We start from the raw sequence: 23,302 nt of genomic DNA on the forward strand, positions 1-23,302 counted from the left end.
GGAACGAACCCGGCCGTAGCGGGACCGTGAGGTGACTCTGGTTCCGGTATGTCGACCGGATTTCCGCCCCCGCCACCCCCGTACACACCCGCTTGCCCGCCTGCTCCTGTCGCGCCCCTGACGATGCCGGCCAGCGTTCGAGCCGCGCAGATCACTGCGTTCGCGATGATGGGACTCTGCCTGCTCCTTTCCTTCCTGCTCAGTGTCGTTGACAGCCCGCGGACTGGCGGCGCGAGCTTCAGCCGAGGCCGCCCGGGATTCCCCGGGCGGTGCCGCCCACGGCGAACGAACCCGGCTCGCCGCCGAGGTGGCCAAGGCGCTGCGCGCGCTCGATCCCCGAGACCGCAGCGGCCGCCTCCCCTCGCCCGGCAACTCCGTGCCGCCGGCCGCACCCCGGAAATGGCCCCGGCCCACCGCGGCAAGAGCCCGGTCGCGATGGTCAGTGCGGTCGGCAGTCCGGGCACAGGCCGGTGAGTTCGACGGTGTGCTCGACTTCCGCGAACCCTGAGGAGCGGGCGATGTGTTCCGCCCAGGTTTCCACGGCGGCGGAGTCGATCGGCATGCTCATGCCGCAGGCGCGGCACAGCAGGTAGTGCCGGTGTTCGGCCGACGGGCGGTGCCGGTAGAGACGTTCGCCGCCCCGGTCGCGTACGACATCGGCGCGGCCCGCGTCGGCTAGGGCGCCCAGCGTGCGGTAGACGGTGCTCAGGCCGATGTGTGAGCCGTCCCTCTGCAGAGAGGCGTGCAGGGCGCGGGCGCCGACGAATCCTCCTGCCTGGATCAACGCGGCGAGGACAGTGGCGCGTTGGGCGGTCCGGCGGCCGATCAGGGTCACGTCGTCGGCCGGGCTGGTCACCATGCCTGCACCGGCCGGAGTCGGGTGCGGGGACGGTTGCGTACGACGCCGAGGGTCACGGCGTACGCGGCGGTGGCGACCGCCAGGATGCTGAAGCTGGGCGGCAGTTGGGGTGCCGCATAGCTGAGGGCGAGCCCCGCCCACATCTCCGTGACGGCGAGGCCCGCCGACAGGGCGAGGGCGCGGTAGGGGCGGTCGGTGAGGCGTTGGGCGGTGCCGGCGGGCGCGGCGAGCAGGCCGAGCAGCAGGAGTGAGCCGACCGCCTGGGTGGCCTCGGCCGCGCAGGCGCCGGCCAGGACCAAAAAGACGATACCCAGGATGCGTACGGGGACGCGGCGGGCGGCGGCCACGGCCTCGTCGACCGAGGCGAACAGGAGTGGTCGGGTCACGGCGAGTACAGCCAGGCCGATGCCCACGGCAACTGCCGCCGCCAGCCATGCCTGCCCGGCCGAGAGGCCGAAGATCGAGCCGAAGAGGACGCCCACCCCGGCTGTGCCGTCGGCCGCGCCGTGGGTTGCGTACAGGGTGAGGAAGAAGGCGCCGAGGCCCAGGATCCAGGAGAAGACGCTGCCGATGGCCACGTCGTCCGCCCTCCCCCGCTTCCCCACAAGGCCCATCAGTATCGCGAAGGCGAGAGTCGCGGCGAACAGTCCGAGGCGCAGGTCATAGCCGAGTGCCAGGCCCGCAAGGGCTCCGGTGAAGGCGACGTGGCTGAGTGCGTCGCCGGTGAAGACCTGGGCGCGCAGGACCAGGAAGTACCCCACCAGTCCGGCCGCGAACGCGATGCCGGTGCCCGCGAGCAGGGCGTGGAGGAAGAAGGGATGCGAGAAGGCGCTCATGGGGTACCTCCGAGCGGCGCGTGCCCGACCGGCGTGTTCGCGGGTTCCTCTGAAACGTCAGGGCGGATGGCGGCCAGCGCGCGGCCCGTCCTGGCCAGGGCGTAGACGCCGAAGGCGAAGGTGGTCACGTAGAAGCCGATCGGGTACGGCGAGTAGTAGGCGGTGACCAGGGCGCACCAGGTCACCAGCACCGCGATCAGTACCGCAGCGACGAGGCTCAATGCGGGGCGGGCGGTGATCTGTTGGGCGGCTGCGGCGGGCATGACCAGCAGGGCGAACACCAGGAGCGTGCCGGTGATCTGGCTGGCCTCGGCGGTGGCCGCGCCGAGCAGCACCAGGAACACCACGGACAGGGCCCGTACCGGCACCCGGCGCGCCGCGGCCACGTCCCCGTCGATGGATGCGAACAGCAGCGGACGGCCGATGAGCGCGAGGATGCCGAGCGCGAGGGCTGCCACCACGGCGAGGGTGATGACCTGTGTGGTCGTGATCCCGAGGAAGCTGCCGAAGAGAAGGGCGTTGACCCCGCCCAGGAAGCCCTTGTACAGGGCTACAAAGAGGAAGCCGCAGGCGAGGAGGAACGCCTGCACGGTGCCGGTGAGTGCCGACTCCTGGCTCCGGCCGCCCTGGCCGGAGCGTGGAATCGCGGCTATCACCAGCGCGCCGCCGACGCAGAACGCGAAGTAGCCGAGGCCCGCGCTGACGCCGAGCAGGGTCGCGCAGGCTGCTCCCGGGAAGCTGATGACCGACAGCGTGTGCCCGGCGAAGCTCTGCTTGCGCAGCACCATGTACCAGCCGATCACGGCGGCCAGGACGGCGACGACGGTACCGGCCCTGAAGGCGTTGACCATGAACGGGAACGCCCAGATCTGCTGAATGTCGGCCGCCGGATTCCACGACCAACCGGCGTTCGCCTCGGCCCAGTTCATGACACGTGCCGATCCGCGTGGAGGGCGGGCGCCTCGGGCTGACCGACCACCACCAGACGCCCGTCGCTGGTCCGCAGCACCTCCACCGGCGCCCCGTACAGCCGCGACAGCGTCTGCGTGGTGATCACTTCCTCGGGGCGGCCCGCGACGGCGCCGCCCTCGGCGATGTACACGACCCGGTCCAGCCAGGGCAGTATCGGGTTCACGTCGTGGGCGACCATCACCACACTCACCCGCTCCTGCCGGCAGATCCGCCCGATCAATGCCGCCACCGCTCCCTGATGGGACAGGTCGAGACTGTCCAGAGGCTCGTCAAGGAGCAGCAACTCCGGCCTGCGCACGAGAGCTTGGGCTATCAGCAACCGCTGCTGCTCGCCACCGGAGCACTCCCCTATCGGACGGTTCGCGTACGCCGTGGCACCGACCAGTTCGATCACCTGGGCGATCCGGTCGTACTCGGCCCGGCGCCGGGCGCTGAACCGGGTCGGCACCGGCAGCGGCACACCCCAGCGGTCGCCGTCCATGCCGAGCCGCACGATGTCGATGCCCCGGATCCGCAGACTGGCATCGAAACTCCGGCGCTGCGGCAGGTAGCCGACCCGCGGCCCGGCCCGGCCCGGAGCCTGACCCAGCACCCGCACCTCACCGACCGCGGACGGCACCAGGCCGAGCAGCACCTTCACCAGGGTCGACTTGCCGACTCCGTTCGGGCCGAGAACGGCCGTGAACTCCCCTGCCCCGACGTCCAGATCGACCCCGGACCACAGTTCCCGGCCGCCGATCCGCACCCCGGCACCGCGCAGGGACACCACTGCCGGGGCGGCTCCGGGCGGCTCGGCGGGTCCGGCCTGCGCCGGCACCCGGTGCCGCGCCACGTCACTCACCCGTCCGACGGGCTCCACCGCACTCACTTCTTGCCCGTCGCCTGGGCCAGCGCCTGCTCGATGCCCGTCAGCTGGCGCACCTGCCAGTCCTGGAAGGAGGCCCCCGCCGGGGTGAGCGTCTCGGTGACGGTGGCGACCGGGATGCCCTGCGCCTTGGCCTCCTTGACCTGGGCGGCCACATCCGGCGTCGAGTTCTGGCTGTTGTAGACGTACACCTTGATCTGCTTGTCCTTGATCTGCTGGTCGATCGCCGACTTGTCCTTGGCGGTCGGATCGCTGCCCTCGCTGATCGCGTCGAGGAACGACTCGGGGGTCAGCATCTTCAGGCCCAGCCCCTCGGCGAGCGGAGTGACGATCGACTCCGAGGCCCCGATCGGAGTGTTCGCGTACTTCGCCTTGATGTCGGCGACGAGCTTGTTGTACGGGGCGAGGGCCTGTCCCTCGTACCTCTTCTGCTGTGCGTCGAAGTAGGTGGCGTCGGCCGGATCGAGCTTCTTGTAGTCGCTGGTGATCTTCTCGACCACCTTGTGGACGTCGTCGGGCGAGTACCAACGGTGTGGATTGCCACCGGGCTTGAGGCCGACCAGGTCGCCGACCTTCAGGTCGGTCCGGCCGCTGCCGGGGTTGGCGGACAGCAGCTTGTCCGCCCAGGCGTCGTAGCCGATGCCGTTGACGATCGTGTACTGCGCGGAGGCCACGGTCCGCCCGTCGGCGGCGGTCGGCTCGTAGTCGTGCGGATCTGCGTCGGGATTGTCGATGACGCTCTTCACGTCCGCGTGGTCGCCGCCGAGTTGCTGGGCGATGCTGCCCCAGAAGTTCTCCGCTGCCACCACACGGAGCTTCACCCCTCCCTTGCCGCTGTCCGCACCGGCGGACTTCGTCGTCTTGTCCGCCCCCGACGAGCCGGAGGCAGTGGAGCAGGCACTCAGTCCGGCGAGCGCCACGACAACGGCCAGACTCACGGCAGCAGTACGGACTTGAGTTCGGGGTCGGGTTCGGCAGCATATGGCAGTGCGCATGGCGGGAGTTCTCCTCGACGAACCGGCCGGGCCCTGCGGACGGGCAGGACCCGGCAGAACGGGACACCCGACACGCTAGATGGAAATGATTGTCGCGACCACGGCGCCAGGTGTTACAAATGAAAACCATTACCAACACTTGACGATACCCCGCCCCCCGCCCTGCCAAATAGGGAAGGAAGCCCACCACCAAGTGGCGCCTCGGCCGCCTCCTGGGCGATGGCCTTCGCCTGCGCCGCGCGAAGGAGGACGCGACGGCGGCCAGGAACCCGACTACCGGCCGCTCGGGCTGGGCGCGGCAACGAAGTGGGGGCACAGGGGCGCCGACAAGCCTTCAACTGCACGTGCAGGCATGGCTGCCGCCTCGACGTAACCCGCATGGCGGCGAATCGCCCCCCTGATCCATGCCACCGTCCCGCTTCCCAGCCATGCGCCCGCCCCCGACCCGAACCGGCCTCCGGCATTTCGAGCGATGGATCGCGCGATCACCGAGCCCCTCCGCCCCATGCCGCGGGCGGCCACCCATGGACCGGTAGAGATTCCTCCCCGGCGCGGTCAAGTTGGCATCGATGTCTTTCAAGAGAGGGGAAAGCCCCTGCCGATCAATTGACCGTGACACGTCACCCCTGCTTGGCTTCCGGCCAGCGATCGGCGCACCACCCGCCTCACACCGCACCAACGCCACATGCCGTGTCAACAGACCACGGTTGGTTCCGCCTTCCCGCCGGAGCAGGTCGGGAGGATTCGCGCCACGTCTACACATCGGTCTGGGGCGCCTCAACAGGCCTCCCCTGCACCGGTGTTCAGTGCCGAGCACGCATCCCCTCTCCCGCCCAGCAGTGCGCCACCGGCGTCCCGTACGACCACTGGAACACCGCTCCGCCGTTGCGCCTCGCTGCCCGCAATCAAGTAACAGATCGCCCGCCGACCGGCGCCACGCGATCTGTTGGAGAGAGGATCCCCCTACACATGGGTACCCCCTACATACGCGGCACGGCACGAAGAGCCCTGACCGGCCTCGCGTCCCTGTCGCTCGTCACCGGCGCCATGGTCGCCGTCGTCGCACCCCAGGCGAACGCCGCCCCCGTCCCGGACTCGGCGAAGGGCCACGCGGTCACCAACCCGTACAGCCCCGCCTACCAGCACAACTACCGGCACGGCGTCGTGCCGACCGCGCAGCAGAACGCCAAGATGAAGTCCTGGCAGGCCACTCACGCCTCACCCAACGTGGCAACCGGCCCCGAGACGCTGTCCTACGGCGGCGGCATCGACGGCATCGGTGTCCAGAGCGGACACTCGAAGGTCTACCTGGTCTTCTACGGAACCCAGTGGGGAACGCAGAGCACGGACGGCAACGGGAACGCCAAGTTCTCGGGCGACTCGGCCGGAGCCGCCGGCGCCGCCCAGCAGATGTTCAAGGGCATCGGCACGGGCAACGAGCTGTGGTCCGCCGACCTCACCCAGTGGTGCGACGGCCCCAACGTGGCGGCGGGTGCGACAAGTTGCCCCTCGAACGCCAACTTCGTCCCGTACCAGAGCGGCGGCGTCCTGTCCGGCGTGTGGTACGACAACGCGGCCGCGTCGCCCAGCGCCGCCTCCGGGCACCAGCTCGGCCAGGAGGCCGTCAACGCCGCCGCCCACTTCGGCAACACCACGGCCGCGTCGAACCGCGACGCCTACTACGTGATCCTGTCGCCGCACGGCACCAACCCGGACAGCTACCAGGGCCAGTACTGCGCCTGGCACGACTACAACGGTGACAGCACCCTGACCGGCGGCGCGGTGAACTCGCCCTACGGCGACGTTGCGTTCAGCAACCAGCCGTACAACATCGACTCGGGCTCCGGCTGTGGCGTCGGCTTCGTCAACTCGCCCGGAACCCTCGACGGCTGGACCATGACGCTCGGCCACGAGTGGCACGAGATGATGTCGGACCAGAACCCGGCCGGCGGCTGGACCAACCACACCGGCAGTTCCTACGACGGCCAGGAGAACTCCGACGAGTGCGCCTGGCTCACCCCCGGAACCGCGGGTGGAGCGGCCAACGTCACCATGGGCACCGGCACCTTCGCCGAGCAGGCCAGCTGGTCCAACGACACCAACGCCTGCGCCATCTCGCACCCGATCGTCGGCGGCGGATCGACCGGCAACACCGTGACGGTCACCAACCCGGGCGCCCAGAACACCACGGTCAACACCGCCGTTTCGCTGAAGGTCAGCGCCTCCGACTCGGCGAGCGGACAGACCCTGACCTACTCGGCCACCGGCCTGCCCGCCGGCCTGTCGATCGACTCCTCCACCGGACTGATCAGCGGCACGGTCACCACCGTCGGCACCTCGTCGGTGAGCGTGACGGCCAAGGACTCCACCGGCGCCTCGGGCAGCACGTCGTTCGGCTGGACCGTCTCCGCCGCCGGCACCGGGGGCGTCACCAACGGCGGCTTCGAGACCGGCAGCCTGTCCGGCTGGACCGCCAGCGGCAGCGCCACGGCCAGCAGCGCGGCAGCTCACAGCGGCAGCTACGGAGCGATGATCGGCTCGGCAGACCCCACCAACACGTCCTCGATCGCCCAGACCTTCACGGCGCCCAGCGGCACTTCCAAGGTCTCCTTCTCGTACAACGTCACCTGCCCCGACACCGTGACGTACGACTGGGCGACGGCGACCCTCAAGGACAACACCACGGGTACGACCACCACCGTGCTCGCCAAGACCTGCACCCAGGGCGCGGGCTGGAAGCAGGCTTCCGGGTCCCTGACCGCGGGCCACAGCTACACGCTCACCCTCACCAGCAAGGACGACAACTACGCCGGTGACGCCACCTACACCTACTACGACGACGTGACCGTCTCCTGACGCGTCACGACCGCGGGGGCGAGCCGGACGGCTCGTCCCCGCACCCCTCGTATCAACCAGGGGCACGCCCGTTGGAGACTGCATGACTCCTCGACCGCGTCAGCGCCGCGGCGCACACATCGGCTGGGCAGCGCTCACCGTTGCTCTGGCATTCGATGCGGTCAACGGCTGTTCGTCACCGGGCAGTTCACCACTACCGCCGCGGACGCCGGGTGCCGCATCCATTCCGGTCCCGGGACCATCCGCCTCCGCGCCGGCCCCGACGATCGCCCTCGACGAGCACGCCGCAGGCAAGGTCATCAAGGTGAGGGTGGGCACGAGGGTCCTGATCCGGTTGCGCAGCACCTACTGGTCCGCCCCCACCAGCTCCAACCCCCAGACCCTGGCCCCTGTCGGCAACAGCGGCAGCACGCCCACAGGGACCTGCGAGCCGGGCGCGGGCTGCGGCATCGCCGCCGCCGACTTCACCGCCCGCCGGACCGGCACTGCGCAGGTCCTGGCCCACCGCAACTCCTGTGGTGAAGCGATGCGTTGCGGGCCGGGCCAGGGCAACTACGCCGTGACGGTCGACATCATCTGACGCGGGTCCGGTCAGGGTGTGCGGTGTCCCGATAGGGGTTCTTGGGCTGCGGAATGCGGTTGAGCCCGGTGGCATCGAGAGCCGGGGCCTTCGCGTCGGGCCGCCACGTCCCGGTGACGGTGACGGTGACCCAGGCGTCGCCCGGCGGGGCGGCGATCCCGTGGACCTCCACCTTCACCACCCGGGCATCCGCCGCAGAGCAGCTGACGATCACGGTGTACGAGCCGAGGGCGGGCGGGACGAACAGCAGCATGAGCGCGGGCAGTCCGAGCAGCCAGGCCGTCTTGGGACCGGCCGAGGAGTGGGTGCGCCCGCGGTCCGTCGCCTCCGGGCCATCAGGGTGGCGTACGCGGAAGAGCGCCATGAAGCCGACCATCACGAAGGCGAGCCGGGCCGTCGCGGAGAACCCTGACAAGGACGCTGCCACGAAGGCGTCCGCCTCCGAGGAGATTCGACAGAACCACCGCGAGTACGCCGAGCAGCAGCACCGACAGTCGCGGTGAGCCGGCGAAGGCCTCCAGTACCGATGGCGGGACCACAGATGTTAATGGTTTTCATTTTCATGTACGCTGACGTCCTCACCACGACGACGGAGGTCCCTTATCCATGGCCGTTCCCAAGCGGAAGATGTCCCGCTCCAACACCCGTCACCGCCGCGCCCAGTGGAAGGCGAGCACGCCCCAGCTGGTTCCGGTCACCGTCGACGGGACCGTCCACCAGGTGCCACAGCGGCTCGTGAAGGCGTACGAGCGCGGGCTGCTGCGACCAGAGGGCTGACCGCGATGACGACCAGCACGACCGTCGGCCAGCGGCTCCCCGTGACGGTCCTCTCCGGGTTCCTCGGAGCGGGCAAGACGACCCTGCTCAACCATGTCCTGGGCAACCGGGAAGGCCTGCGCGTCGCCGTGATCGTCAACGACATGAGCGAGGTCAACATCGACGCGGCCCTGGTGCGCGGTGGTGCGGCGGCGCTGTCGCGCACCGAGGAGCGGCTGGTCGAGATGACCAACGGCTGCATCTGCTGCACCCTGCGCGACGACCTCCTGGAGGAGGTGGACCGACTGGCCCGCGAGGGTCGCTTCGACTACCTCCTCATCGAGTCGAGCGGGATCTCGGAGCCGATGCCCGTCGCCGCCACGTTCGCGTTCCCCCGCGACGACGGTGCCACGCTCGGCGACCTGGCCCGGCTCGACACGATGGTCACGGTCGTGGACGCGGCGAACTTCCTGCCCGAACTCGCGGGCGGCGACGGCCTCGTGGAGCGCGGACTCGACCAGTACGAAAACGACGAGCGAACCGTCAGCGATCTCCTCATGGACCAGATCGAGTTCGCCGACGTCATCGTCCTCAACAAGCTCGACCTGGTCGCGCAGAACGAGGCCGACCGACTGAGGGCGACGCTCACCCGGCTCAACCCCGCCGCCCGCGTCATCACCGCCGAGCACGGCCGGGTAGCCCCCTCGGACCTCCTCGGCACCGGCCTCTTCGACCTGGAGCGCGCGCAGCAGGCGCCGGGCTGGGTCATGGAACTCAACGGCGACCACGTTCCCGAGACCGAGGAGTACGGCATCTCCTCGACCGTCTACCGAGCCGACCGGGCCTTTCACCCGGGACGACTGTGGGAGTTCGTCACCGAGAACCTCGACAGCGGCGCCTACGGCCGCATCCTGCGCTCCAAGGGCTTCTTCTGGCTCGCGGGCCGCGACCGGGTGACCGGACTGTGGTCACAGGCCGGCGCCGTCGCCCGGTTCGAACCGTCCGGCATGCGTGAATGCGGCGGGCAGGCCCAGGAGTTGGTCTTCATCGGGACGGGGCTGAACTCCGACGCACTGCACCGCGCCCTGGACGCCTGCCTCGTACACCCGGATGAGTCGGCACCACAGCACGACCCGTTCCCCACCTGGGACGTCCACGGCACGGACGACACCTGTGAGCACGAGCGCATGCCGGGTTGAGCCCTGCAAACTCCGTTGGGTGCGGTTCCTCCGCAGGGAAGGCATCGAGTCGGGAGGACGCTGATCGGGGTGTGCTCGGGCCTTCCGGTCTCTACCGTGGCGTGGAGGAGGGGTGCCGGATGGGTTCGTTGTTCGATGAGTTGGAGGCCCCGGGAGGCGGCTGCCCGAGGACGGGTGGAGGGTCTGGAGGTGGTGCGGGGCTCGTTCGACCAGGCCCAGCAGGCGGTCGAGCTCCCCAAGGCTCAAGCCTGGCCACACGAGCCCATCAAACACAGATCCAACAGTAGAGGCGGTGTCCGCGTTCAACAGCCCGGCTCGCGAGATCGGCGACCCGGTTGAGGAACTCGGCAAGGCCGTCCGGATCCGGCGGTGCGGGAAACACATCCGATACTGCCCACTCCTGGGCAACACCGGCCAGTGAACCGCGATCAGCGACAGCGAGCGCATCACGCAGGGCATCCGTCAGCGTCAGACACAGCAACTCTCCCTCGTCGACGACCGCGAGCAGGTGCCCATGCCGCGGGTCAGCCTGGATGGTCTCCGCCGACCGACCAGTCAAGATCACCTCTGCTGGCAGCAAGTCGGTGGTCGGATCCGCAGCATTGACATCAAACCCGTCATAGCCCGTCGCAGTTGGTTCGTCGTCATCACGCACCACGGCCCGGACCGCGTCGTCATCGTCAGCAGCAGCGAAATAGCCATAGATAACTCCCATACGGCGATCTTCGCACCCACCACTGACAACCACTCTTGATCAGTCCTTCACTTCAGAAGAACCGCACCCATCTCAGATGTGCTTCATAAGGCTCGCCGAGCAGCTTCAGCGGCACAGGGTACGCAGGGCCGTGAGGCAGTCGGCGGCCCGGCGCTGCGGGTCGGTGTCGGTGCCGGCCCAGGCGATCCGGGCGTCCGGACGGATCAGGACGGCGGTGACGTCCCGCCAGATCGCGTGCGCCGCCTCAGTGTTGACCGTCACTGCCCGCTGCTCCACGCCATCGGCGAGGCACGGTGTCCGTGTCCCTCCGAGGTCCAGCAGCAGTGGTCGGCCGTGGTGCATCAATGGGTGGGCGGTGGGTGCGTCGGCTGCGTCGAGGGCGAGGCCGGCCAGTCGGGTGCCGTTCAGCGGGTGGGCGCCGGGTGTGGTGTCGGCTGAGACCGGGTCGTCGAAGCCGGCGATCCGGCGGGCCCACTGGCGGTTGGTCTGCGGTTCGGCGAGCGCGGCGGACCAGACCTCGCGCAGGGCGATCTGCTCCGGGCTCGCCGCGGCGAACAGGGCGAGCTGCGCGCGGGTGTTGTCGATGACGGCGCGGGCGGCCGGCCGGCGCTCCGTGTCGTAGCTGTCGAGCAGCCCGTCGGGCGCCCGGTCCTGGAGGGTGGCGGCCAGCTTCCAGCCCAGGTTGGTGGCGTCCTGGATGCCGAGGTTCATGCCCTGCCCACCGGCCGGGAAGAACATGTGCGCCGCGTCCCCGGCCACCAGCACCCGTCCGGCCCGGTACCGCGCGGCCTGGCGGGTGGCGTTGCCGTAGCGCGACAGCCACCGGGGGTTGCGGATGCCGAGGTCCCGTCCCAGCAGCGTGCGGGTCTGCTCACGCACCTCCTCCAGGGTCAGCGGTTCTCCGGTCCCGCGGTGCATGGTGGCCGTGGAGAGTCCCGCCAGCCGGTGGACGCCGTCGCCGATCGGGGCCGCCAGGAACGAACCGGCCGGCCCGGTGGCAGCGAGCGGCGCGGTAAGCGGATCGTCGAGTTCTATGTCGGCGAGCCACCCGGTCAGCGTGGTGTCCTGGCCGGGGAAGTCGATGCCTGCGGCCTGTCGTACCGCGCTGCGGGTGCCGTCGCAGCCCACCACCCAGCGGGCCCGCACCGTCCGGTGGGTGCCGCCGGCCCGGATCACCACCTCCACGGCGTCCGGACTTTGGGTGAGCGAGACGACCTCCTGCCCGCGCAGCACCTGGGCGCCCACGGCGACCGCGTGCTCTTCCAGGAGTTGCTCGGTGACGGACTGGCCGAGCGCCAGCATGAAGGGGTGGACCGCCCCGACGGTGGAGAAGTCCAGCCGGGTGGTCGCCGCCCCGAAGTGGCCGGTCGGCACCGGGGTGCCGCGTTCGATGAACCGCTGCGCGAGGCCGCGGGTGGCGAAGGTGTCCAGCGTGCCGGCCTGCATGCCGACAGCGCGCGACCGTCCGTCCGGCGCCGCCCGGCGTTCCACGACAGCCACCTCCACCCCGTGCAGGCGCAGCTCCGCGGCGAGCCAGAGCCCCACCGGGCCGGCCCCGGCGATGAGCACGTCGAGCATGGCAACCACTTCCTCTCACTCGTGTCCCATTGCGTTTCAACGCTCCCCGCTTCGAGTGCCGTCGGATGAGACGGACGTCGACGCACCATGGAGCAACGGGGAGTTCGGGCATCGCCCGGTTTCTTCATGCCTCGACAAACCGAGCCGCCGGTGGCCCCTCCAGGGCGAGGCAGGGCAGTCCCGGAGGGGGCGCTAAATGACCTGATCGTCACCGACCGGCGCACCGCTCGACGATTCGACGCCCGACGGTGCGCAGTGTTCGCTTCCCCGGGCGCCGGACGGCCGTCGGCCGCACGTGCCGCGTTACGCGGCCTCGGCGAGGATCCGCTCCACTGCCGGGGAGTGAGGCCGGAAGACGTCGTTGAGGCCGATGGCACGCAGGGCGGGAGCGAGTTCCCTCATCTGCGCGACGAGGGCTGCGTACTCGGGAGTGCCCTCGGTGAGCTCGTCCAGTCGTAGGGCGTTGGCGACGAATGCGGCCACCGACCCCTTGCGGACGGTCATCCCGTTGATCGCGGTCGAGTCGACGCCCTCGGGCAGGACATCTTCCGGGCGCACGGCGGGCTGGTGCTGGTGCGAAGACGAATGCGACATGACAGTCCCTTGCGTGCTTGATGTACGTGCTTTCTGCACGCAGATTACGATAGCAAGACTCCGTGCTTTTTGCACGTATCATCGAGGGGTGAGTAAAACGACACGTGACAGCACGTCCGCCGCGCGCGTGGCCGCGGCCATCGGGGCGCTGACCCTGCGCGCCACCCGCGCCGGGCTCTACGGCCGGCTGACCTCCGGGGTGGAGGGAGTGGACGCCACGACCTACCCGGTGCTGTCCGGGCTGGCCCGTGTGGGACCCGCCACCGCCACCAAGCTCGCCGAGGCGATCGGGATGGACCGCACCGTCACCACCCGCTACGCGACCCGGCTGCAGGAGGCCGGGCTGATCGCCCGTCGTCCCGACCCTACCGACGCCCGTGCGACCAGGCTGGCCCTCACCGTTGAGGGCGAGAGGGCGGTCAGGGCGTTGCGCGGGGCGATGGAGTCCTTCGTGGCGGAGGAGATGGCGACGTGGCCGCCGGACGAGGCCGCCGCCTTCGCCATGCGCCTGGAACACCTGACGCAGTCGCTCGCCCAGGACGACGTAAACCGTTCGCACTGACACGGGTCACGGGCTCTGCCTCGCAGCGGCCGATCCGGGCGAGCTTCGCGAATCGGCGGGAGGCGATGCCGCCGACGCGGAAAGATGCTGCCGCGGCGGACAACACCGCAGAGCGACCTCGCCGGAATTCGGGCCGGACACATCGAGCGCATCAGCTCCGTGACGCAGAACAACGCGCGAGGGCCCCCGCCGGAGCAATCCGACGGAGGCGCCTCGCCTTTCGTTCTCCCTCACGTGCCATTCGCCATCACTGACGACGCATGTGGTTCACGTGGCTCCCACCTGCACCAACGGCCTCGCTCTAGATCGCGCGGACGGCTGAGGACGCTTCCGGCCACCTGCATCACGTGGGGTCAGTCCGTGCAGACGGTGCCGGCGGCGGGCAGCGCTCGTGCGGTCAGGTAGCGGTTGGTGGCCTCCCTGACACACCGGGAGGACAGGAACATGCTGTAGTCGTCGCCTTCGCGGGCGAGGACGACGCTGCCGGGCAACTGGGCGGCCATCGCGGCGCCCGCCCCGAACGGGGCCAGTGCCTGGTGAGTGGACTGCAGGACCAGCGCGGGCGGCGCGCCGTGGACCGCGGGGCCCGCCGCGACGGGCTCGGCCGGGATGGGCCAGCCGAGGCAGCCGGCCATGGCCTTGTAGGAGCGTACGGCGCCGCCGAGGTGGCGAGACACTCGCGCCAACTCGGCCTGGAGCTTGGACAGTTGGGCGAGCGTGCTGACCGGGCGGGCGTTGTCCAGGCAGGCCGGCACCTGTACCTGGACCGGGTCAAGGGTGTCGTCCGGGTCGTGGATGAAGTCCGTCGCGTCGCCGCCCTGAGCCTTCACGATGGCCTGCGCCAGCTCCGGCCAGTGGAGGGTCAGGGTGAGGTAGTCCTGGGTGGCCTCACGGATGTCCTCACCCGTCAGCGGCTGGTGGCCCACGGACTTCGTCGGGATCGGCTCGCGGTCCGCGCCGGCGACGAGGGCGTCGTAAGCGGCCGCGGCGTCCTGGCCGTGCAGCGCACAGTCCTTCGACGTGGCGCACCAGGCGGTGAAGCGGTTGAAGGCCGTCTCGGCGGTGGCCGCCTCCTGAGTGATCCGGGAGAGGGGCGCACCGGTGTCGTCGAGGGCGGTGTCGAGGATCATGGTGCGCAGACGGCCGGGGTAGAGCTGGGCGTAGGTGCGTCCGAGCAGCGTGCTGTAGTGGATGCCGTACCAGTTCACCTGTTGTTCGCCGAGGCCCTTGCGTACCGCTTCGAAGTCCCGTGCGGTGCTGGTCAGATCGAGGTGTGAGGTGATGGCGCCGTTGCGGCGCACGCAGTCCTCGGCGAAGGCGCGGTTGTGGGACACGAGCGCGTCGAACGCAGCCCGGTCCTTGGGGAAGTGGGTGATTCCCGCGGGCTTGAGCGGCTCGCCGCACACGACCGGCGTACTGTGCCCGACGCCCCGCGGGTCCACCGCCACGAGGTCGAACTTCTGGGTCATGTCACCGGCGAACTCCGGCATGCGGATGTGCATCGCCAGGCGCAGCTGCTCGATCGCCGAGCCGCCCGCACCGTCGTTGAGGAGCACGGTGCCCTGACGGTGCGCCTGATCGTCGGCAGGACGGCGGACCATGGCGAGGCCGAGGCTGCCGGCGCCCGGGTGGGACCCGTCCACCGGCACCTGGACCGAGCCGCACTGCATGCCCTTGAAGTCCGCGTCGGCGCAGGCGCGCCAGTCGATGGCCGAGCCGGCGGCCGGGCGGTCACCGCCCTGGGGCTGGGCGAGCGCCGGTACGGCGAGGGCGGCGGCGATGAAGCCTGCGTACTTCCGGTTTCTTGTCATGTCGGCTTTCCTTGGTCGGCTGCCTCGGCCGGTGTGCGGGCAGGAGGCGTGGAGCGAGGGTTTCGGGGGTGTGCGGGTCGGGCGGAGCGAGGGGGTCAGCCCTCGGAGTTCTCCAGGTCGCTGTCGGGGATCCAGGAGCCGTGCACTCCGGCGGTCACCCGGTGGGGCAGGTGGACGGTGGCGATCCGGTCGAGTCCGGAGGCGTCCAGGACAAGCAGTTGCGATGCGTCCTGCTTCAGGTCGGAGACGACGGTGAGGAGATAGCCGTCGTCTTCGCCGGAGGCGCTGGCGGCGGGCACGAAGACGGCCTCGCTGGGCATGCGGGCGTCGCCGACCTGGTGGATGCGGCGTGCCCCGGTGGTGCGGTCGTACTTGACGACCCCGTAGCTGCCCAAGCCCTTCTCATCGGGGAAGGAAATCGCGTACTGGTAGCGGCTCTCGGCGCCCAGGTACTGCTCGTTGATCGTCGGGAACTCCACCGCGAGGTCGTCGATGATCTGCTCGTCGACGCTGCCGTCGGCCAGATCGACGACCCAGCGGCGGGTGTAGGAGCGGGCGGCGGGCTCGCTGCCGCGGCCGGGGGCGCCGGCCCACCAGTTCCAGGAGAGCCGGAAGCCCTCGCGATCCACGGTGGGGCCCTCCAGGACGATGCGGCCCTGGCCGTCCTCATAGGCGTTGGAGACGTGCAGCATGTTGCCCGGTTCGATGGAGAACCAGCGGACGTACTGGGTCCCGTCCGTTCCGCGGGGCATGACCCCGATCCGGGCGGGCTGCCGGTCGCTCCAGCTGTAAGGGATGCCGGAGTGGTTGTCGGGGTCGAAGGTGACGTTGCCCTCGATGAAGACGACGTGGCGGCGGGTGAGGGCGAAGTCGTGCTTGAGCGAGGCGGTCGCGCCGGGGACCTCGGCGCTGTGGACGACGACGCCCTTGGCATCGGCGACGTAGTACATGAGGTACGGCGGGAACGGCGAGGACCCGAAGAAGTGGAGCTCGCCCGTCAGCGGGTCCTCCTTGGGGTGCGCGGTCATCGCGGTGCGCAGCCTGCCGTCGAAGTCGTGGGCGCCGACGGTTTCGAGCTCCGGGGTGAGTTCGAAGGGCAGGTTCGACTCGCACAGGGCAAGGAGGCGGCCGCCGTGCTCGATTATGTGAGTGCCGGCGGCACTCGCCGTCAGATCGGGGCCCTGTTCGGTCATATAGGGGGCGCCGTCCAGGGCGGGGGTGTGCACCCAGCGGTTGCGGTACCACTCGGCGCGGCCTTCGCGCAGCCGGATGCCGTGCACCATGCCGCTGCCCTTGAACCAGTGGGTGGGAGTGACGCCGGGCTTCGGGTTGTGGCCGTTGCGGAGCAGCCGGCCGGTCAGCTCGGGAGGCAGCGAGCCCTCGATGGTGAGGTCGATGGCCGTCACCTCTTCGGTGAGGGGGGTGAAGTGGCCGGTGAGGTAGGGCTTGCTGGTCATGTCAGGTCCTCCGGGGTGTGTCGAACGTCTGGAAGGTCGTCGTGCGGGGCGTGCGTGGTGGTGTTACGGACCGCTTCGTGCCATGCGGCGCGGCATCCCGGCGGGGGCCGCCTCGCGAGGCGCGCCGTGCGGCCGGCGGGGTGTGGATCAGGCGACTGGTGCGCCGTCGGTCGATCGGTCCCGCCGGGGCCCAACCATGGGGGCGGGCTCCCGCCGGCGGCAGGGCGCCGCGGGCTCGACGGGTGAGAGGCAGGGCGAGGACCGCGGTGGCGGCCAGCAGTGCGGCCGAGACGGTGAAGGCGGTGCGATAGCCGCTGGTGAGCGCTTCCAGTGGCGGCTGGTGTGCGTGGGTCGTGACGGACCCCGCCAGGGTCGCCAGGGCGGCGAGGCCGATCGCGCCTCCCACCTGTCGGGTGGTGTTGACCAGGCCGCCGGCCACACCCGCGTCCTGGCGCGGTACGCCGTCCACGGCGAGCGCGGTGAGCTGGACCAGGGCGACGCCGAGTCCCAGGCCGACCAGGAGGGTCGGGCCGAGGAGGTCGGCGAGGTAGCTTCCGTCGGCGCTGATCCTTCCCAGCCATAGCAGTCCTGCGGCTTCGGTCAGCAGGGATCCGGTCACGGTCGCGGTCGCACCGATGCCCCGGGAGATGCGGGGAGCCAGTGTCGCGCCGAGCATGCTGGCGGCGGCGAGCGGGAGTTGGCCCGCCCCGGTGGCCAACGGGCCGGATCCGAGGACCTGTTGCTGATAGAGCGGCAGGAAGAAGAACAGAGCGATCCACACGGAGCCGAGCAGTGCCATCAGCAGATTGCCCGCGGCGACCCGCCCGGTGGACAGCAGCCCCGGCGGGATCAGCGCGTACGGCCTGCGGTGCTCGATCACGGTGAAGGCCCCGAGCAGCAGCGCCGCGAGGCCGAGGGCGCCCAGCACCCTCGTGTCGGTCCAGCCGTCGCCGCGGGCGCTGGTCAGACCCCAGACCAGACAGGTCAGAGCGAGGGTGACGGTGGCGGTGCCCAGCAGGTCGAACCGTCCGGGCTCCGGCCGGGCCGCCTTGGGCACGAGTGCCACCACTGCGGCCAGGACCAGGACCGCCCCGAGTGCGACCGCGTGGAAGATCCACGGCCAGCCACCGGCCTGGGTGAGCACACCGCCGAGAAGAACACCGCCCGCTCCCCCGGCTCCGGACACCGCGCCCCATACCCCGAGCGCCTTCACTCGCTTGGGGCCCGGGGGGAACTGGTCCATCGCGAGGGCGAGCGCGGCGGGGGCGATGGCCGCGGCGGCCAGCCCCTGGGCAGTCCGGGCGGCGATGAGCAGGCCCGGGCCGGTGGCAAGGCCCGCCACCAGCGAGGCCACCGCGAACAGCCCGAGCCCGGCGCCAAGCACCCGACGGCGGCCGAGGAGGTCGGCTGCCCGGCCGCCCGCCAGGAGCAGGGCCCCGAAGGCCAGGCCGTAGGCGTTGACCGCCCAGGTGGTTCCGGTGTCCGAGAGGCCCACTCCGGCGCGGATCTGCGGCAGCGCCACGTTCACGACCGAGGTGGCGACCATGACGGTGAACTGCGCGGCGGCGAGCACCGCGAGCGCTGCTCCGGGCCGGTGGGCCCCACGCGCTTTCCGCTCCTGCGTGCGTGCATCGTTCATGACGCAGACACTCGTGCCAAGTGCTGTCCACTTTCCAGACCGGACAGGGATGGCGACTGTCCACTCCTGTCCACCTGGCTCCGCGTGGCGCGCACCGCCCGGGCGCACCAGCTCCCCTCCTTCCGTGCCGAAACTCGCGGTGGAGACCGTCAACTCACCGCCGTCACCAGGCAGTTCTCAGAACGGCCCCTGCAACTCACGCTCCCACAGCGCTCCGCACAGCAGGTCCAGGCCCTGGCGCAGGTGGCGGCGGTAGGTGCCGTACGGCAGCCCCAGGCGGCGGGCGGCCGCTTCTTGGGTGGGCGCGCCGGAGAAGTAGCCGGCGGCAAGGGCCTCGCGAGCGCGCACTCCGCGGGGGTCACTGGCGAGGTCGTCGACGGCCCGGCGCAGCAAGGCGCGCAGCTCCTCGACGGGGTCGGCGAAGTCCGCCGCCAGGCGGGAACGCATCAGGGCACAGACGGCGAACGCCCCGGCATCGCGCCAGTGCGGCAGGGCTTCGCGTACGGCTTGGTCGAACGCGGTGCGCGAGAAGCCCGAGGGCCCGGACGGGGCCGGCACCGCGGTCGCCGTGATGAGGTGGCGCATCCAGGCCTCGACCGGCACCTGCCGCCAGTCGTTGCAGAACAGCCCGTAGGAGTGCTGACCGACTCGCGGCCGCGCGCCGGTGTCGTGCATGACGCCCTTGAGGCGCTCGGCCCAGGCGTCGGCATCCTGGTAGATGACGAAGCCGTGCGCCCGGCTGCGGGCACGGGCGGCCTCACCCTGGGCGCGGGAGTTGCTCAGGTCGATGACGCGTGAGGGGACCTGATAGCGGTCCGGGTAGATCGAGAAGCGGGTCATGGCGATGTGCTCACCCGGGCTCACCGGCGCGGTGGCGGCGGTGTACTCCCAGGCGGCCGCGACGACGGGATCGGTGGCGAGGTCCTGGGGGTCGGGCGGTGCGGGCAGGACGAGCCGGCCGGTGAACGCCACGGTCTCGCCCGTGCTCACCGACCGGAAGACGCCGAATCCCTGCGGCTGACGCTCCAGCCAGTAGCGCACCAGGTCCACGGAGGCGGGGCCTTCGGTCTCCTCGGCCATGCGCAGCACGACCTCGATGTCGTCCGGTTGCAGGGGGCGCTCGTGCACCTCCTCCTCAGGGGTCCACCTGCCACGCCGCGCCCGGCTTCCCAACTCCCGGAACAGGTAGAAGAGTTCGTCGGAAATGAAACTGGCCCGCTCCTCGGTCCCTTCGCGCAGCAGGCGCAGATACTCCTCCGCCAACCGCCGGCGCACCGCCGTGAAGGCATGGGGGGCGCGCCAGCGCAGGTCCGCGGCCAGCGTCTCCCGCGCGGCGTCGTGCGGGTAGAGCCCACGAGCGGTGGACTCCATGAACGGCAATTCCCTCAGCCAGCCGAACAGCAGATGGGTGTCCTCCTCGGGCAGGACGGCGCCCAGGAGTTCCTCGGACGTCACATGCGCCTGGGCCACCACCTCAAGGGCACGCCGGTGAGCCGCGGTCGGAACTTCCCCGATCAGCCCTGCCAGCAGCGTGCGCAGAACGTCGGCCGAAGGAGACCATGTCTCCTCTCCTCCCCAGCCCGCCGATCCCGCGGCCGCCGCGAGCGACAGGGCCAGCGGATTGCCGCCGGCGAACTGCAGCATCCGTTCCCGTAGCTCCGGCCGGATCCGCGCCGCTTCCAACAGCCTTCGTGCCTGCTCCTCGGAGAACGGCCCGATCTCGCTGACGTGCAGGATCTCGGCCCATGCGGGATCGGAGGTCCACTGCGGCTGCGGTGCGAGGCGGCCTGCGAGCACCACCAAGGTGTCGTCCGCCGCTCGGGGCAGGAAGCGCTGCCGCAACCAGCTCTCCAGCCACTGGCAGTGCTCGAAGGAGTCCACGAACAACACCGTGCCGGGAACGTCCAGGAACGGGCCCGCCGCCCGCTCGAACTCCGCCGGATCCCGGCTGACGAAGCGACCGTCCAGCTCCACCAGCAGCCGGCCCGCCGCACGGGCCCGGTCCGCCAGACAGCGCACCAGCGTCGACTTCCCTATGCCGCCCGGCCCGTACACGTAGAACGCGAACGGTGCCTGCGGATCACCGGCCAACGCCTGCCCGAAGCAGCCGAGTTGCTCCTCCCTGCCGATGAAGGACCGCTCGCGCGCCCTGCTCAGTCTCTCCCCTACGGACGCCACGGCGCCTCCCCTCCCTGCGTCACGGCGCCGAATACCGGCGTGTCCGGAGGCCCCGTTGAGCGCCCCGGTGACCACGCACCACGGGACTCATCGCCGGTACACTCCGTCTCACCATGCCGCGAGTCACAGCGAATGATGACTTTGTCTGGCCACAGGCCGGCTTGATCTTAGGCATCGGGCCGCCGCGGGTCCACGAGATGGTGGACCGAAGGGTGACACGCCTCGTCACCGGACGGGAGCAGGCCAGGAGGCTCGTTGCTTGGCGGACCGGTGCGGAGGGGGGGCGTGGACGGGGTCGGACTTGGCCGCGGTCTGGCTGCCGACGACTGCCAGTATGCCGGGCGGCCTGGATAAGGCAGCGGCGCTGTGCATCGCCTGTACTGTCACACACGCGTCACGCACACCATTGACGCACCGGACCACGAAGTCCCCCTAGGCGAACGGCATCGTCCCGGACCACATGGATCAGAAGACGGTCCCGACTACCCGTGCCACGTTGTACCGCGGGACGTTCCTCCCGCCGGTACTGGTACCGCGCCCTGTCCGAACGCATCGACCGGCGCACGCGACGCCCCTCGTATGCTGCGCATCACCCTGGGCAGTTGCCGCAAACGGCGGGGGCTTTCGTGCCTGTGCCTGGGCAACCCTGGCCTGGCTCGCGGTCACCGGCCGAGTCGAACTCGCTACCGCCGCCACCGCCGTCGTCGCGGTGCAAACGTCCCTGGCCGCCCTGTCCCCGCTCGTCATCTACGGCGCTGCCATGTTCCACACGAGCCTCTACCACTCCGAGATTCGGTCCTCCCTCGACCTCGCCGACGATCTCGCACCCAAGCGCGGCGCAGCGGCGGTTCCCCAATCGGTCGGCGAGATCCACCTGGACGACGTCGTCTACCAGTACCGGCAAGGACACCCCTGCGGTCAATCATGTCTCCCTCACCCTGGGGCGTGGTGAGACCGTGGCAATCGTCGGTGAGAACGGCAGCGGCAAGTCCACCCTCCCGCGCCTGATCACCGGCATTCTCTTGGCCGACAAGGGAACAGCATCGTGGGACGGCATCGACCTCTCCCACGCAGACTCGCACACCGTGTGGGCACTCACCGGACTCGTCCCGCAGAACTTCGCCCGGTGGCCCTTGCACGTGCGGGAGAACGTGACGCTCGGCCGGCCCCGCACCGCCGACGACGGCTCCGTAGGGGAGGCGACCGACGCGGTCGGCATGCGCAACGCGGTCGAAGACCTGCACCACGGTCTCGACATGCTGCTGGCGCGCGAGCTGTGGGGCGGCGTGGAGCTGTCTGGCGGCCCATTTCAGCGGAACGCCTGCTCCCGAGCCCTCTACCGGCGCCCGAGCCTGCTCATCATGGACGAGCCGGCCGGTGAGGGGCAGCTTGTTGAGGCGGAAGCCGGGCCAGGCGCGGTCGGCGACCCCTGCCATGCGCTGGACGAGAGACCCGGCGCCCGCCAGCGCCGGCACACCGGCTACGGGAGGTCTTCCGATTCGTCCGCCTCGTCGAGCAGACCGGGTGTGTCCGCAGAGTCGATGTCGGCCTCGCTCTCATCGGCCGGCGCGAAACGGTCTCCCGGGCGTGCTCCGTCCATCGTGTCCTCCTGTGGTGTTCGCGCGTGAGTGCGCTCGGTGGTCGCCGCTGAACCCGGTGGGTTCCCGGCAGGTTCATAGAGAACGGCGCAGTTGCTCGCCCGACATCCCGAACAGCAGGACGTCGGCGTGGATGCCGCGCTGCGCCACGTATTGCTTTTCCCGCCCCTGTTCTTCGAAGCCCACTCGTCGAAGGAGTTTGGCGGAAGCCGTGTTGCGGACGTCGCAGGTGGTCGTGATCCGTTCCACGCCCGTGGCGAAGAGGTGGTCCGCCACAGCGGTCATCGCTTCGGTCGCGTAGCCCTGATGGTGCATGTCCGGCGGCAGGGTGATGCCCAGCACTGCCCGATCAGGGCCGGCCTCCCTCGCGACGGCGAGATCACCGATCAAGCCAGGCCGCCGGTACAGCTCGATGGCGTACTGGAAGGAGCCAGGCCCTTCTGGATTCTCGGTGAGGTAGTCGGCAACGATCGCCTCGGCCTGCGCATGACTGATCGGAGAGCGCCAGGTCTGGTAGCGGGCGACTCGGGGATCAGAGCGGTAGCGGGCCCTAGCCGACGCGTCGGTACGGCTGAACCGCCGTAGTCGAAGCCGACGCGTCACGATGTCCGTCATCCACCCCTGCCGTGACATGTCGGCTCTGGCATGCCGCAACTACGGCCCGTCATATGCAACTTGCCGGGCTGCCGGCGCAGGCTGCGGGAGTTACCGGGCTCGCGACGTCCACCGCGGTGGGCGCGGCTGAACCGGCGCCGACAGCGGTACCTCCGATACCGAGCACCAAGCCCGCCGCCGCACCGACCGCTATCAACACTGCCCGTCTGAGCATGATGGTCCTCCAAGATCGCGAACGGAACACTGACTCCCAGTGAGCCAGCGGCCGATCAATGACCCATCAACGGCTGATCAACGACTGTGGGGAAGTCGCTTCGTCCCTTGCTGCCGACCATAAAGGCGCGGCCACGGGGCACCACCACGGTCGGCCGAGCCGTCCCGCGATGGGCGCGATGTGGTCCGGGCACCGCCAATGCGTCTGTCCAGAGCCGAACCCCAGCTCCAGAAGGAGGAGTTGCCAGGCAGCAGCGGCTCGATCAGCAACCACAAGTCATCGTCCAAGATCCACGGGCTCGTACTCACACCCCGCGAACGGCCGGATCATCACACCGGTCACGCCCGACCAGCATCGGCCGCCTGTCCCCGGGCGACCTCCGGCCCCTCGGTGTGCACATCAAGGCGGGGGCTCCGAAGGGAG

The 23,302-nt window shown here is 70.2% G+C and carries 19 protein-coding genes and 2 pseudogenes; 6 read left to right on the forward strand and 15 right to left on the reverse strand.

Translation table 11 applies throughout. The features are described 5' to 3' along the window. Positions 1–439: 439 nt before the first annotated feature. Genes IE206_RS30920 through IE206_RS30940 form a run of 5 tightly spaced genes read right to left on the reverse strand, consistent with a single transcriptional unit; the run spans position 440 to position 4,470 of the window. Positions 440–859, reverse strand: coding sequence for a Fur family transcriptional regulator (locus IE206_RS30920; RefSeq protein ID WP_189967922.1), 420 nt, complete (start codon positions 857–859; stop codon positions 440–442). Further along, positions 853–1,695: a metal ABC transporter permease gene (locus tag IE206_RS30925; protein WP_189967924.1), complete on the reverse strand. Its 843-nt coding sequence runs from the start codon at positions 1,693–1,695 to the stop codon at positions 853–855. The genes IE206_RS30920 and IE206_RS30925 overlap by 7 nt, the downstream gene beginning before the upstream one ends. Next, positions 1,692–2,624: a metal ABC transporter permease gene (locus tag IE206_RS30930; protein ID WP_189967926.1), complete on the reverse strand. Its 933-nt coding sequence runs from the start codon at positions 2,622–2,624 to the stop codon at positions 1,692–1,694. Before IE206_RS30930 ends, IE206_RS30925 begins: the two co-directional genes overlap by 4 nt. Next, on the reverse strand, positions 2,621–3,526 hold the full coding sequence (locus tag IE206_RS30935) for a metal ABC transporter ATP-binding protein (protein ID WP_189967946.1): 906 nt from the start codon (positions 3,524–3,526) through the stop codon (positions 2,621–2,623). Before IE206_RS30935 ends, IE206_RS30930 begins: the two co-directional genes overlap by 4 nt. Before the next feature lie 5 nt (positions 3,527–3,531). Further along, on the reverse strand, positions 3,532–4,470 hold the full coding sequence (locus IE206_RS30940) for a metal ABC transporter solute-binding protein, Zn/Mn family (protein WP_226599137.1): 939 nt from the start codon (positions 4,468–4,470) through the stop codon (positions 3,532–3,534). 1,026 nt (positions 4,471–5,496) lie between these two features. Between IE206_RS30940 and IE206_RS30945 the strand changes: the two genes are divergently transcribed. Both IE206_RS30945 and IE206_RS30950 read left to right on the forward strand, forming a co-directional pair. Then, positions 5,497–7,383, forward strand: a complete 1,887-nt coding sequence (locus tag IE206_RS30945; RefSeq protein ID WP_189967956.1) for an Ig domain-containing protein — start codon at positions 5,497–5,499, stop codon at positions 7,381–7,383. 82 nt (positions 7,384–7,465) lie between these two features. After that, positions 7,466–7,963 (forward strand): hypothetical protein, encoded by a 498-nt coding sequence (locus tag IE206_RS30950; RefSeq protein WP_189967958.1) that lies wholly within the window; start codon positions 7,466–7,468, stop codon positions 7,961–7,963. Here the strand turns inward: IE206_RS30950 and IE206_RS30955 are convergent. Continuing rightward, positions 7,956–8,327, reverse strand: coding sequence for a hypothetical protein (locus IE206_RS30955; RefSeq protein WP_189968081.1), 372 nt, complete (start codon positions 8,325–8,327; stop codon positions 7,956–7,958). The two genes, IE206_RS30950 and IE206_RS30955, sit on opposite strands and share 8 nt — an antisense overlap. Next, a pseudogene (locus IE206_RS43850) lies at positions 8,325–8,499 on the reverse strand (permease); the annotation flags it as partial. The gene IE206_RS30955 and the pseudogene IE206_RS43850, both read right to left, overlap by 3 nt. A gap of 70 nt (positions 8,500–8,569) precedes the next feature. On the opposite strand from IE206_RS43850, the gene rpmF reads away from it, so the two are divergent. After that, on the forward strand, positions 8,570–8,740 hold the full coding sequence (rpmF, locus tag IE206_RS30965; RefSeq protein ID WP_189967960.1) for a 50S ribosomal protein L32: 171 nt from the start codon (positions 8,570–8,572) through the stop codon (positions 8,738–8,740). Positions 8,741–8,745: 5 nt separating this feature from the next. After that, positions 8,746–9,918, forward strand: a complete 1,173-nt coding sequence (locus IE206_RS30970) for a GTP-binding protein (RefSeq protein ID WP_189967962.1) — start codon at positions 8,746–8,748, stop codon at positions 9,916–9,918. 265 nt (positions 9,919–10,183) lie between these two features. On the opposite strand, the gene IE206_RS30975 is transcribed toward IE206_RS30970, so the two are convergent. From IE206_RS30975 to IE206_RS30985, 3 genes are all read right to left on the reverse strand, one after another. After that, complete coding sequence (locus IE206_RS30975) at positions 10,184–10,633, reverse strand: hypothetical protein (protein WP_189967964.1); 450 nt, start codon at positions 10,631–10,633, stop codon at positions 10,184–10,186. Between the two features lie 105 nt (positions 10,634–10,738). Beyond that, positions 10,739–12,211, reverse strand: a complete 1,473-nt coding sequence (locus IE206_RS30980) for an FAD-dependent monooxygenase (protein WP_189967966.1) — start codon at positions 12,209–12,211, stop codon at positions 10,739–10,741. Positions 12,212–12,514: 303 nt separating this feature from the next. Further along, positions 12,515–12,805, reverse strand: coding sequence for a hypothetical protein (locus IE206_RS30985; protein ID WP_189967968.1), 291 nt, complete (start codon positions 12,803–12,805; stop codon positions 12,515–12,517). An 88-nt stretch (positions 12,806–12,893) separates the two neighbouring features. Between IE206_RS30985 and IE206_RS30990 the strand changes: the two genes are divergently transcribed. Beyond that, complete coding sequence (locus IE206_RS30990) at positions 12,894–13,367, forward strand: MarR family winged helix-turn-helix transcriptional regulator (RefSeq protein ID WP_226599138.1); 474 nt, start codon at positions 12,894–12,896, stop codon at positions 13,365–13,367. 353 nt (positions 13,368–13,720) lie between these two features. Here the strand turns inward: IE206_RS30990 and IE206_RS30995 are convergent, their stop codons facing one another. The 4 genes from IE206_RS30995 to IE206_RS31010 form a co-directional block, all read right to left on the reverse strand. Next, positions 13,721–15,178, reverse strand: coding sequence for an alpha/beta fold hydrolase (locus tag IE206_RS30995; protein ID WP_189967972.1), 1,458 nt, complete (start codon positions 15,176–15,178; stop codon positions 13,721–13,723). 95 nt (positions 15,179–15,273) lie between these two features. Beyond that, positions 15,274–16,635 (reverse strand): carotenoid oxygenase family protein, encoded by a 1,362-nt coding sequence (locus IE206_RS31000; RefSeq protein ID WP_189967974.1) that lies wholly within the window; start codon positions 16,633–16,635, stop codon positions 15,274–15,276. A 1-nt stretch (position 16,636) separates the two neighbouring features. Then, positions 16,637–18,274 carry an MFS transporter gene (locus IE206_RS31005; protein WP_189967976.1) on the reverse strand — a complete coding sequence of 546 codons (1,638 nt, stop codon included), beginning with the start codon at positions 18,272–18,274 and terminating at the stop codon, positions 16,637–16,639. A gap of 177 nt (positions 18,275–18,451) precedes the next feature. Next, the gene (locus tag IE206_RS31010) at positions 18,452–20,452 is read right to left on the reverse strand and encodes an ATP-binding protein (protein ID WP_226599139.1); all 2,001 of its coding nucleotides are present in this window, start codon (positions 20,450–20,452) and stop codon (positions 18,452–18,454) included. Positions 20,453–20,976: 524 nt separating this feature from the next. Here IE206_RS31010 and IE206_RS31015 point away from each other — a divergent pair. Further along, positions 20,977–21,849 (forward strand): annotated as a pseudogene (locus tag IE206_RS31015) (ATP-binding cassette domain-containing protein); the annotation flags it as partial. A 276-nt stretch (positions 21,850–22,125) separates the two neighbouring features. Here IE206_RS31015 and IE206_RS31020 read toward each other — a convergent pair. Then, a complete protein-coding gene (locus tag IE206_RS31020; protein ID WP_189967978.1) occupies positions 22,126–22,665 on the reverse strand; it encodes a GNAT family N-acetyltransferase in 540 nt (179 codons plus the stop codon). Between the last annotated feature and the right edge of the window lie 637 nt (positions 22,666–23,302).

The sequence above is a fragment of the Streptomyces violascens genome (assembly GCF_014649955.1).
Lineage (GTDB): Bacteria > Actinomycetota > Actinomycetes > Streptomycetales > Streptomycetaceae > Streptomyces > Streptomyces violascens.